Annotated in this window: 11 protein-coding genes and 1 pseudogene; 3 read left to right on the top strand and 9 right to left on the bottom strand. The window is 68.0% G+C overall.

The window, feature by feature from the left end; all coding sequences use genetic code 11:
* The 8 genes from ACYQ1K_RS27470 to ACYQ1K_RS27505 form a co-directional block, all read right to left on the bottom strand.
* Positions 1-215 (bottom strand): hypothetical protein (locus ACYQ1K_RS27470; RefSeq protein ID WP_459986814.1); only part of this gene is annotated, 215 nt, incomplete at its 3' end.
* Between the two features lie 29 nt (positions 216-244).
* Positions 245-1,516, bottom strand: a complete 1,272-nt coding sequence (locus ACYQ1K_RS27475; protein WP_459986815.1) for a CaiB/BaiF CoA transferase family protein — start codon at positions 1,514-1,516, stop codon at positions 245-247.
* Positions 1,513-1,656: a hypothetical protein gene (locus tag ACYQ1K_RS27480; RefSeq protein ID WP_459986816.1), complete on the bottom strand. Its 144-nt coding sequence runs from the start codon at positions 1,654-1,656 to the stop codon at positions 1,513-1,515. The genes ACYQ1K_RS27475 and ACYQ1K_RS27480 overlap by 4 nt, the downstream gene beginning before the upstream one ends.
* 68 nt (positions 1,657-1,724) lie before the next feature.
* The gene (locus tag ACYQ1K_RS27485; protein WP_459986817.1) at positions 1,725-3,560 is read right to left on the bottom strand and encodes a phosphoenolpyruvate carboxykinase (GTP); all 1,836 of its coding nucleotides are present in this window, start codon (positions 3,558-3,560) and stop codon (positions 1,725-1,727) included.
* 41 nt (positions 3,561-3,601) lie between these two features.
* Positions 3,602-4,432 carry an SDR family NAD(P)-dependent oxidoreductase gene (locus ACYQ1K_RS27490; protein ID WP_459986818.1) on the bottom strand — a complete coding sequence of 277 codons (831 nt, stop codon included), beginning with the start codon at positions 4,430-4,432 and terminating at the stop codon, positions 3,602-3,604.
* 30 nt (positions 4,433-4,462) lie between these two features.
* Positions 4,463-4,864, bottom strand: a complete 402-nt coding sequence (locus ACYQ1K_RS27495) for a MaoC/PaaZ C-terminal domain-containing protein (protein ID WP_459986820.1) — start codon at positions 4,862-4,864, stop codon at positions 4,463-4,465.
* Positions 4,861-5,292 carry a MaoC family dehydratase N-terminal domain-containing protein gene (locus ACYQ1K_RS27500; protein WP_459986821.1) on the bottom strand — a complete coding sequence of 144 codons (432 nt, stop codon included), beginning with the start codon at positions 5,290-5,292 and terminating at the stop codon, positions 4,861-4,863. The genes ACYQ1K_RS27495 and ACYQ1K_RS27500 overlap by 4 nt, the downstream gene beginning before the upstream one ends.
* Positions 5,293-5,295: 3 nt before the next feature.
* On the bottom strand, positions 5,296-6,480 hold the full coding sequence (locus ACYQ1K_RS27505) for a lipid-transfer protein (RefSeq protein ID WP_459986822.1): 1,185 nt from the start codon (positions 6,478-6,480) through the stop codon (positions 5,296-5,298).
* 226 nt (positions 6,481-6,706) lie between these two features.
* Between ACYQ1K_RS27505 and ACYQ1K_RS27510 the strand changes: the two genes are divergently transcribed.
* Positions 6,707-9,271: a bifunctional FO biosynthesis protein CofGH gene (locus ACYQ1K_RS27510; protein ID WP_459986823.1), complete on the top strand. Its 2,565-nt coding sequence runs from the start codon at positions 6,707-6,709 to the stop codon at positions 9,269-9,271.
* A gap of 4 nt (positions 9,272-9,275) precedes the next feature.
* Here the strand turns inward: ACYQ1K_RS27510 and ACYQ1K_RS27515 are convergent, their stop codons facing one another.
* Positions 9,276-9,536, bottom strand: a complete 261-nt coding sequence (locus ACYQ1K_RS27515) for a hypothetical protein (RefSeq protein ID WP_459986824.1) — start codon at positions 9,534-9,536, stop codon at positions 9,276-9,278.
* Positions 9,537-9,666: 130 nt separating this feature from the next.
* Between ACYQ1K_RS27515 and ACYQ1K_RS27520 the strand changes: the two genes are divergently transcribed.
* Both ACYQ1K_RS27520 and ACYQ1K_RS27525 read left to right on the top strand, forming a co-directional pair.
* A complete protein-coding gene (locus tag ACYQ1K_RS27520) occupies positions 9,667-10,209 on the top strand; it encodes a site-specific integrase (protein ID WP_459986826.1) in 543 nt (180 codons plus the stop codon).
* Between the two features lie 9 nt (positions 10,210-10,218).
* A pseudogene (locus tag ACYQ1K_RS27525) lies at positions 10,219-10,860 on the top strand (IS4 family transposase); the annotation flags it as partial.
* Positions 10,861-11,016 lie beyond the last annotated feature (156 nt).

Below are 11,016 nucleotides of genomic sequence, written 5' to 3' on the forward strand. Positions count from 1 at the left end.
CCTGGTTGTCGGATGGCCGTGACGAGAGCCTCCACCAGGTCGTCACCGAGTTCGGTGACCGGTTGCTGGATCGTGGCGCCGCGCATCGGCGTCCACCAGTCGTCGTACTGGAAATGCAGCTCTGCGAACGGGACGGACCAGGTCGCCGTCGGCCAGGTCGGCCCGCGGAAGCAGTAGCTCGGCGAGGTGATCCCCGGTCCGAACCTCCGGCACACCTTCCGGAGCGGTAAACGGTCAGCATCAGTCAGCCGCGAGACTCGGGCGCCGCGTCCATCGCCACGGTCGCGTCGGATCGGTCGTCATCAGCGGTACGGCGGTGCCCGCGACCCTGGCCTTCTCCAGTGCCGTGTCCTCCTGACAACGGCGTCGCCTGATAGGCAGCAGACTCGGCGAGAAGTCCCTCGACATCGTCGATCCCCCACGTTGTGAGCGCAGCGATGGTGTGCTCACCGGCCTCTCGCGGTGGCGGCATCCCGATGGCGCCCGGGGTTCGCGAGAATCGCGGCGCGGGGGCTGGTTGTAGGACGCCGTCAATGTCGACGAAAACTCCGCGCGACACCAGGTGGTCGTGGTTCGGCGCCTCGTCCAGACTAAGGACGGGTGCCACGCACGCGTCCGATCCGTCGAACAGTGCTGCCCAGTGCGCAAGGGGCCTCGCAGCGATGGTCTCGGCGATCCGTTCGCGGATGAGGGGATGGTTGGTCTCGTCGTCGCGGTCAGGCATGTCGTGCAGGTCGAGGATGCGTACGAGCTCGCAATAGAACTTAGGTTCCACTGCAGCGACCGCGAGGTGCCGGTCGTCCGCCGTCGCGAACACGTCGTAGTACGGCGCTCCACCGTCCAGGAGGTTTGTCCCTCGTTGCGAGCGGAGGCGGCCGTCGATGTGGTAGCTCCACGTCATGGCGTTCAAGTGGGCCGTGCCGTCGACGATCGCCGCGTCGACGACCTGGCCTTGGCCCGTGCGGTTCGACGCCTGGAGCCCAGCGAGAAGTCCGATGACCAGGTACGTCGACCCCGCGCCGAAGTCCCCTACCAGGTTGGCCGGGAAATGCGGGCGATCAGCGTCCTGACCGAAGGTGTTGAGCGCACCGGTCACTGCAATGTAGGAAAGGTCGTGGCCAGCCGTCCGGGCCCAGGGGCCCGTCTGACCCCAGCCGGTCATGCGGCCGTAGACGAGCCGTGGATTTCGCGTCAAGCACAGGTCGGGGCCCAACCCCAGGCGCTCCATGGCTCCGGGCCTCATCCCCTCGACCAGGATGTCGGCCTGCGAAACAAGCTCGAGCACGGTCTCGACTGCCCGTGGGTGCTTCAGATCGAGGGCGACGCTTGGGCGTCCTCGGGTGAGCAGGTCAGTCGGTCCTCCCGCGAGCGGATTTCCCCCAGGTCGCTCGATTCGGATGATGTCCGCGCCAAGGTCAGCGAGAATCATGCAGGCGTGCGGTGCCGGCCCGATACCGGCGATCTCGACGACTCTGACTCCCGCGAGAGGGCCAGCCGCGCCCGGAGCTGTTGTCATGCGGGGATCGCCTTCGTGCAGGGAATGCGCACGAGCTGTGCGTCGCGTCGACCGTCATTGCCGCACGGCGCGGCAACCCCGACGCAGAGAAGTCGGCCGATCGGGATGCGGGCTCCCGAGACGATGACGGATGTGGACATGCGCTCCTCCTCGATGTGGTTGTGGCTGCGCTGGACCGTCCATCGCGACGAGTCGACTCCGCGCATGGTCATTGGTTCTCGAGGGCCTGGGCGACGCGGCGGTGGGCCTCCCAGATCTCCTCGGGCAGGCCGTCGAACTGGGCGAGGTGCTCCTCGCGGAACTTCATCTCCTGGTTCCACCGATCGGTGTCGATGCTGAGGATTGTGTCGAGGTCGGCGAGCGCTTGGTCGTCGAGGCCGTCGAGGTTGAGCTCCTCGCGGGACGGGATGATGCCGACCGGCGTCTGCACGCCGGAGACCTCGCCGTGCTTCAGCTGCATCAGCCACAGCAGCGGGCGGAGGTTCTCGCGGTAGCCGGGCCAGAGGAAGCGGCCGTCGTCGCCGCGCTGGAACCAGTTGACGTGGGCGAAGATCGGCTTGTCGGTCGCGCGGCCGATGACCTCGAGCCAGTGTGCGGCGTAGTCGGCCTCGGGGTAGGACATGAACGGCCGCATCGACATCGGGTCGTAGCGCAGCACGCCCTCGAGCCCGTCGGCGGCAGCGGTCGCCTCGGCACCCAGGGTGAGGCCGTCGTACACGCCCTCAGCGACGTCGGTGATCGCACGGATCAGCGGCTCACGGTCACGCGTGCGGCCACCGAAGATGACGCCGTGGATCTCCACACCAGCGGGGTCCTCGACGTCGGCCGCCACGTTCGGGACATTGGCCAGCGTGGTGGTGAACCGGCTGTTGGGGTGCGCCCACGGAGCGTCGGCGTCCTCGGGCGCGCGGTCGGCGATCCGCTCGCCCTTCCAGTCGAGCCAGCCGCCAAAATCTGGATCAGCGTCGGTCGGCGTCTCGCCGCGACCCTCCCACCAGACCTGCTGGGTCTTCTCGTTGTACGCGACGTTGGTGAAGATCGACCCGGTGCCGGGGACGATCGAGTCGATCGCGGTCGGGTTGGTCTTCTCGTTGGTGTCCTTGGCGACAGCGAAGACACCGCTCTCCGGGTTCAGCCCGTAGAGCTTGCCGTCCTCGCCGACCCACAGCCACGCGATGTCGTCGCCGTAGAACTCGACGTAGTAGCGGTCGCCGAGGGCATCGGGGGCCAGCGTCATCGCGAGGTTGGTCTTGCCCGAGGCGCTCGGGAAGCCGCCGCAGATGTTGTACTTCGCGCCGGTCTCCTTGTCGGTGATGCCCATCAGCATGAACTGCTCCACCAGGAAGCCGTTCTTCCAGCCGTCGTAGGAGCCCTGGCGCAGGCCGTGGGCGATCTTGCCGAGCAGCGCGTTGCCGCCGTAGGACGAGCCGAAGTGCAGTATCGTGCGCTCGTCGGCGACGGTCACGAAGTAGCGCTGGTCGTCGGGCGTGCCCTGGCCGAGGTTCTCGAGGTCGCCGGCGACGTGGACGGCCTTGACGAACGAGTCCTCGAGGTCGTTGATGTACTCGACGCCGACCCGCGCCATGCGGATCATCTGGAGGACGACGTTGCGGTTGTCGGTGAGCTCGACACCCGCCGCGAACTTGTCCAGCGGGGATCCCGGCGGCGCCATCAGGTAGGGGATGACGTACATTGTCTTGCCGGCCGAGGCGCCGGTCATCAGGTCCACCAGCAGCGGCTTCATCTCCGCCGCCGGCCGCCAGTTGTTGTAGGTGCCCTTGTCGCTCTCGTCGTTGGTGGCGACGATGGTGCGCTCCTCGGCGCGCGCGGTGTCCTTGAAGTAGGACCGCGAGTAGTAGAGACCCTCGCCGGCCGGAAGCAGCTCGCCCGCGTCCAGTGCCTCCTGCACCAACCGCGCGTCGTCGGACGCTGAGACGACCTCGACCCTCTCGGCGCCGGTCACCCCGGCCCAGTGCGCGACGTACTCACGAACAAAGGAGTTGGTCAGCCCGGCCTCATCGAGAGCCCGCGTCACGTCCACCATGCCTACCCAGCCTTTCGGATTTTGTCCACGGCGAGATTGCCTCACATGATGAAGCCGCCGCCACAGACGACGGTCTGGCCGCTGATGTAGTCGGACTCAGGTGTGCAGAGCAGGTAGACCGCACCGGCGGCCTCGGCCGAGGTGCCGCCGCGGCCGAGGGGGATCATGCGCTCCATGGTGGAGAGCAGGTCGGGATTGACACCGACCTTGATCTCCTTGCCTTCGACGTCGATGGTGCCGTCGGCGCCAGCGGGGGTCTCGGTGAGGCGGGTCTTGATGAGTCCGAACGCGACGGTGTTGACGGTGACGTTGTAGCGCCCCCATTCCTTGGATAGCGTCTTGCTGAGGCCGGTGACGCCGGCCTTGGCGGCGGCGTAGCTGGTCTGGCCAGCATTGCCGCCGAGCCCGGCGATGGAGGAGATGTTGACGACCTTGCGGCAAGGGACCGGCTCACCGGCATCCTTGGCCTTCTTCACCGCGGCGGAGATGACCGGCTGGGCGGCCCGCAGGATCCGGAACGGGGCCTTGAGGTGGACGTCGAGGATGGCATCCCACTGCTCGTCGGTCATCTTCTGAATGACCGAGTCCCAGGTGTAGCCCGCGTTGTTCACGATGATGTCCAGGCCGCCGAACGTGTCGACCGCGGTCTGCACGAACCCCTCGGCGAAGTCATCCTCGGTCACCGAGCCTATGCAGGTAGTAGCCCTCCCGCCGGCGGCCTCGATAGCGGCGACCGTCTCCTTGGCGGGATCGGCGTCGAGGTCGTTGACCACGACCGCAGCGCCCTCGGCGGCGAGCTTGAGCGCGATCTCGCGGCCGATGCCGCGGCCGGAGCCCGAGACGATCGCGACCTTGTTCTGCAGGTTTCCCATGATCTTCAATCGACCTTTCAGTCTGGTGTGTCAGGCGAGGGCGACGGTGGCGTCGCCGGTGAGGGTGACGGTGCCGTCGGCGAGGGTGACGGCGAGTTCGAGCGTGGCCTGCCCGTCTTGGACGGACACCACCCGTCCGGTGCAGGTGGGCCGGCCATGCACGGGGGTGATGGCGGCGAAACGCACCTGGAAGGAGCGGATGCGCTCCTGGGGCACCCAGCCGGTGAGCAGTCGGCCGAGGTAGGCCATGGAGAGCATGCCGTGGGCGAACACATCGTCCAGCCCGACCGAACGGGCGTTGTCGAGGTCGACGTGGATCGGGTTGTGATCGCCGGAGGCCCCGGCGTACAGCGCCAGCGTGGTGCGCGAGATCGGGGGTAGCTCCAACGGGGGCAGCTCGGTGCCGACGTCGATCATGCCTGTTTCGATCATGCCGCTACGACCACGTCGCGCACGACAGCGACTATTCGAAGGTCGGCCACCGGGGTCCCATCGGCCTGCGTCACTGCGGTCTCCTTGACGATGAACTGCAGTGCCCCGCCCTTCTTGCTGTAGACGTCGGCGATACGTGACCTGGCGATCAGTGTGTCCCCGGCGCGAGCGATCGCGTGGTAGGTGAAGGACTGTTCGCCGTGCAGGAGGTGGCGCAGGTCCACCCCCAGCTGCTTCAGCCACGCGAACGGGTCTGATTGTTCGAACTCGATGCTGTACAGGAAGGTGGGGGGCACCACGGCGTCATCGCTTGTGTAGACGTCGTCGGTCTCGCCGATCGCCTTGGCGAAGAACCGCAGCCGCCCGGCGTCGACGGTCATCCGGACCGGCGGTAGCTCCGTGTCGACGACGCTGGGGTCGACGGCCATCGGTCAGCTGACCTTCTCGTAGAGCGTCACCACGGCGGCGCCACCGACGCCGATATTGTGCTGCAGCGCCAGCTTGGCGCCGTCGACCTGACGGCCTTCTGCTTCGCCGCGCAGCTGCCACACCAGCTCGGCGCACTGTGCGAGACCGGTGGCGCCGAGCGGGTGACCCTTGGACAGCAGGCCCCCCGACGGGTTGGTGACGACACGGCCGCCGTAGGTGTTGTCGCCGTCGGCGATGAACTTCTCGGCCGTGCCCTCCGGGGTCAGCCCAAGGGCCTCGTAGGAGATCAGCTCATTGGCCGTGAAGCAATCGTGCAGCTCCGCCACGGGGATGTCCTCGGGCGACACCCCGGATGCTTCGTACACCTGTTGCGCCGCGGCCTTCGCCATGTCGTAGCCGACGACCTTGAGCATGTCCTTCTCGTCGAACGTCGACGGGAAGTCCGTGGTCATCGCCTGGGCCTTGATCGCCACATCGGTGCGCAGCCCGTGCTTGCGGGCGAAGTCCTCGCTGGCTATCACCGCCGCCGCCGCTCCGCAGGTCGGCGGGCAGCACTGCAACCGGGTCAGGGGGCCGAAGATGTGGGGAGACGTCAGCACTTCCTCGATGGTGAGCGGGTCGCGGAACACCGCGTAGGGGTTGTGCCCGGCATGCTTGCGGGACTTCACCGAGATGGCCGCGAACGTCTCCGGCCTGGTGCCGTACTTCTCCGCGTACGCCGCGCCCGCGCCTCCGAAGTACTGCGCGGCCATCGGCGCGTCCGACTTGCCCTGCACCTCGTGCGCGACCGCGTCGAACCGGTCGAACGTGCTGGGCCGGTCGTTCCAGTGCGTCGTGAGCGCGCCGCGCTGCATCTGCTCGAATCCCACCGCCAGGACGCAGTCGGCGATCCCGTGCTCCACCGCCTGCCGCGCCAGGAACAGGGCGGAGGACCCGGTCGCGCAGTTGTTGTTCACGTTCACTACCGGGACACCTGACAGGCCGACCTCGTAGAGCGCTCGCTGCCCGGAGGTCGAGTCGCCGTAGACGTAGCCCGCGTAGGCCTGCTGCACCTGGCCGTGGTCGAGGCCGGCGTCCAGCAGCGCCGCTCGAACCGCCTTCGCTCCCATCACGTCGTACGACTCCGACTTGCTCGGCGTGCGGAACGGGATCATCCCGACACCGACCACGTGCGCTCGCTGCGTCATTCCATCCTCCAGTATCGACGGTGATTCGCTGAGGTGTGGCAACTTAACGTATCTTCGGTAGAGTAGCAAGTCTGGCGAGAGGGGCGCCCGTGTGCACGCCGTGCCGTCCTCGTAAACGAGCTTGACCTCAGATCGTGGAATCACACTCTGTGTGCTAACATTATGCACGTCCAGCAAGGTCTGAATCAGCGACGCAGGTTCCTGGGCGATGTGGGATGGAGTTCTCGTGACCGATGCAGGCCAGCACGACTCAGCCGTGTCCCGCGCGTTGCGGCGGGCCGAGGAAGGTGTCGCACTCGACGTCACCGAGGCTGCGACGTTGCTGCGCGCCGAAGGCGAGCACTGGGAGCGGCTGTTGGCGGCGGCGCGCCGGGTGCGGGCGGCGCACCTGGTCGACGAAGGCCGCAGCAGTGTTGTGACCTACAGCCGCAAGGTGTTCATTCCCCTGACCCGGCTGTGCCGAGACCGGTGTCACTACTGCACGTTCGTCAGCGTCCCTGGCAAGGTTCACACGCTCTATCTGGAGCGGGACGAGGTGCTGGAGATCGCCCGTGCAGGTGCGGCCCAGGGGTGCAAGGAGGCGTTGTTCACCCTGGGCGACCGGCCGGAGGAACGTTGGCCACAGGCGCGGGAGTGGTTGGAAGCCCGGGGCTATGCGTCCACCCTGGACTACCTGCGGGCGTGTGCGATCGCGGTGCTCGAGGAGACCGGCCTGCTGCCACACCTGAACCCGGGCGTGATGTCGTGGGAGGAGTTGCAGCGGCTCAAGCCGGTCGCACCGAGCATGGGGATGATGCTCGAGACGACAGCCGAACGATTGTGGTCGGAGCCGGGGGGCCCGCACTACCGGAGTCCGGACAAGGAGCCGGCGGTCCGGCTGCGGGTGCTGGACGACGCGGGGCGGGTCGGAGTGCCGTTCACCACCGGGATCCTGGTCGGCATCGGGGAGGATCACAGCGAGCGGGCGGAGTCGCTCCTGGCCATCCGAGCCCGCGCGCGACAGTACCGCAACGTGCAGGAAGTCATCGTGCAGAACTTCCGTGCGAAGCCGGACACCGCGATGAGGGCGATGCCCGACGCGGACCTGCGTGAGCTCGCGGCCACGGTGGCGGTGGCGCGCCTGGTCCTGCCGCCCGGAGTGTCGGTGCAGGCGCCCCCGAATCTGGTCGGCGAGGAGCACGCATTACTGCTGCGCTCCGGCATCGACGACTGGGGTGGCGTCTCGCCGGTGACGCCGGATCACGTCAATCCCGAGCGACCCTGGCCAGCGATCGAGCAGCTCGCCAGATGGACCGCGGCCGCGGGTTTCGAGCTGCGCGAGCGGCTGACGGTCTATCCCCGGTTCGTACGCGCCGCGGACACGTGGATCGACGTACGGCTGCATGAGCACGTGCGGGCCCTCGCAGGGCCGGACGGTCTGGCGGCGACCGAGGCCACGCTCGTCGGCCGGCGATGGCAAGAGCCGGACGGCGGGATCGCCACCGTCGGCCGAGCCGACCTGCATGCCGCGATCGACACCACTGGCCGCGCCGCCGATCGACGCGGCGACTTCAACTCGGTGTACGGCGACTGGGACACGCTGCGCGAGCAGGCCAGGCCGGGCGCTCCGGACGTGGGGCGCGACCTGGCATCCGCGTGGGGAACCCCGGCGCCGCTCGACAGAGAGGTGCAGGCCGCACTGCGGCTAGCCGCGGAGAACCCCGCGAAGCTGCTCGAGCCCGAGCACGCCGGCGCGGCCATAAGCCTGCTGACGGCCGAGGGCGCCGCATTGGAGTCGATGGTCCGCCAGGCAGACGACCTCCGGGCCGACGTGGTGGGCGAGGAGATCACCTACGTGGTCAACCGCAACATCAACTTCTCCAACGTGTGCTACGTCGGCTGCCGGTTCTGCGCCTTCGCACAGCGGGAGCGGGATGCCGACGCCTACCGCCTGTCCACCGCAGAGGTGGCGGAACGTGCCGTCGAAGCCGCCGATGCCGGAGCGACCGAGGTGTGCATGCAGGGCGGGATCGACCCTAAGCTGCCGGTGAGCTACTACGCCGAGGTGGTCAGGGCGATCAAGGCTCGCGTGCCCTCGATGCATGTGCACGCCTTCTCCCCGATGGAGATCGTGTCGGCGGCCGCGAAGGCCGGGGTCAGCGTGGTCGACTGGCTGACCGAGCTCAAGGACGCGGGTCTGGACTCCATCCCCGGGACCGCAGCCGAGATCCTCGACGACGAGGTGCGCTGGGTGCTCACCAAGGGCAAGCTCCCCGCACAGACCTGGATCGACGTGGTCAGCACCGCGCACCGGTTGGGCATCCCGTCGAGCAGCACGATGATGTACGGCCACGTCGACCATCCGGGACATTGGCTCGGCCACCTGCGCGTCCTCGCGAGGCTGCAGGACGACACAGGCGGGTTCACCGAGTTCGTCCCGTTGCCGTTCGTGCACCACAACGCGCCCATCTATCTCGCCGGCGTCGCCCGCCCCGGACCAACCATGCGAGACAATCGCGCGGTTCACGCGTTCGCCCGCCTCGCGCTGCACGGCCGCATCGACAACGTGCAGTGCTCGTGGGTCAAGCTCGGCGATGAGGGTTCCGCCCAGCTATTGCGCGGCGGCGCCAACGATGTCGGCGGCACGCTCATGGAGGAGACCATCTCTCGCATGGCCGGTTCCGAGCACGGCTCGTCCCGCACCGGCGCGGACCTGGAGAGGCTCGCTGCTCTGGCCGGGCGCCCAGCCCGCCAACGCACCACGACGTACGGGTTCGTGCACCCTGTCGATGTCCAGCCGTCGAGCGCCTGACCACTCAGCGCGGGGCCGGCAGGTCGATGAGGGCGGCGAGCCGCGCGCGGTGGAGGCCGGCGGTGCCGAAGGCGATCTGGTCGGCCTTGGCCCGCTTGAGGTAGAGGTGGCAGGATGTTCCCAGGTCATGCCGATGCCGCCGTGCAGCTGGATCGCCTCCTCGGCCGCGGCCACGGCCCCATCGCTGCAGTAGGCCTGGGAAGGCTGGGAGCAAGCGGAAGGCTCGGAAGTCGGCGGAGCCGCCCGCCAAGCTGCCCGACCCCACGCCGGCCCCGTGGTCTCACGTATTCGACACGGCGAGTGAATGAGACCAGCCCATGACCTGTGTTTTCGCATCACGCCCGGTGATGGTGGATGCGGCGATCTGATGGGTCAGCGTGGTGACAGTTGTTTCCATGAGCAACGAGACCAGATTGCGGCTGGTCGAGCGTGCCGACGGCACATGGGCGCTGGCCGGCCACCACGCGTCGCGGTTCGTGCTGGTCGATGAGTTCCTCGCGCATCTGGTCGACCGGAACTACTCGCCCAAGACGGTGCGCGCCTACGGGTACGACTTGCTCGCGTTCTGCCGCTGGCTCCTCGACGTGGACGTCGAACTCGACCGGGTCGACGTCGAGGTCCTTTTGGGGTACCTGCGAGCCTGTCGTGAAGCCAAGGTGCCGGGGCGGCCCGGACCCAACGTGGTGGCGATGTCGGGGCGGCCACTGGACCAGTACGCCCCGGCGACGATCAACCGTCGGCTGGCAGCGACTTCGGCTCTGTTTGCGTTCGTGACGATGCGGGACCCGTCGGTGCAGAACCCGGTCCCGAAGGGCAAGGAGGCCCGGTGGTTGACCAGCGGGGAACGCAGTGGCCCGTTGGCCCACACTCGCCGACGTGCGAAGGACCGTTCCTCCCTCCGGCTACGCGAGCCACGCCGGCTCCCGACGGCGCTGTGACCCGCCGAGGCCGTCCTCGGCCCCTACTCGACCTCCGAGAGTGCCTTGTCAGCCGAACTCCTGAACCGGCTGGCACCGGGGATGCTGTGCCTGGCCGATCGCGGCTTCTACAGCTACACCACCTGGCAGGCCGCTGCCGCGACGGGGGCGGACCTGCTCTGGCGGGTCAAGGACTACCTCAGACTCGGCCCGATCGAGGACTTGCCCGACGGGTCCTTCACCGCCGACGTCTTCGACTCGGTCGCCGACCGCCGACGTCAGCGTCCACTGCGAGTGCGGGTGATCGAGTACAGCATCGCCGACGGCCGCGACCCGAGCGGTCAGCCCGCTGGCCCCTACCGGCTGCTCACCACCATCCTCGACCCCCGCCAGGCGCCGGCCATCGAGCTGGCCGCGGTCTACGCCCAGCGCTGGGAGATCGAGAGCGCCTTCGACGAGCTCAAGACCCATCAACGCGGAGCACGCGCGGTGCTGCGCTCGAAGTCGCCCGAGCTGGTCCTCCAGGAGATCTGGGGCCACCTATGCTGCCACTACGCCATCCGCAGCCTGATGTACGACGCCGCCCAGCACGCCGGACACGACCCCGACCGCGTCTCCTTCGTCGCCGCGCTGCGGATCGCCCGCAGATCGATCGCCCAACAGGGCGCTTTCCTGTCAATGGCCAAGTTGCGGTCCCCGCTGGTGGCCAACCAAAAGTCCCCACCCCTCGCTGAGTTTCAGCTGGTTTTGAGTCGTGTTTCTCCCTTCGCCCGGGCTTGCTTCATTCGGTAGGAGTCGCCGTCGGTGACGACGGTGTTGCAGTGGTGT

The sequence above is a fragment of the Nocardioides sp. AN3 genome, from assembly GCF_054653495.1.

Bases quoted from the DNA above. Each gene is read 5' to 3' on its own strand.
- ACYQ1K_RS27475 (WP_459986815.1), bottom strand. From the start codon at position 1,516: ATGACAACAGCTCCGGGCGCGGCTGGCCCTCTCGCGGGAGTCAGAGTC.
- ACYQ1K_RS27480 (WP_459986816.1), bottom strand. From the start codon at position 1,656: ATGTCCACATCCGTCATCGTCTCGGGAGCCCGCATCCCGATCGGCCGA.
- ACYQ1K_RS27485 (WP_459986817.1), bottom strand. From the start codon at position 3,560: ATGGTGGACGTGACGCGGGCTCTCGATGAGGCCGGGCTGACCAACTCC.
- ACYQ1K_RS27490 (WP_459986818.1), bottom strand. From the start codon at position 4,432: ATGGGAAACCTGCAGAACAAGGTCGCGATCGTCTCGGGCTCCGGCCGC.
- ACYQ1K_RS27495 (WP_459986820.1), bottom strand. From the start codon at position 4,864: ATGATCGAAACAGGCATGATCGACGTCGGCACCGAGCTGCCCCCGTTG.
- ACYQ1K_RS27500 (WP_459986821.1), bottom strand. From the start codon at position 5,292: ATGGCCGTCGACCCCAGCGTCGTCGACACGGAGCTACCGCCGGTCCGG.
- ACYQ1K_RS27505 (WP_459986822.1), bottom strand. From the start codon at position 6,480: ATGACGCAGCGAGCGCACGTGGTCGGTGTCGGGATGATCCCGTTCCGC.
- ACYQ1K_RS27520 (WP_459986826.1), top strand. From the start codon at position 9,667: ATGAGCAACGAGACCAGATTGCGGCTGGTCGAGCGTGCCGACGGCACA.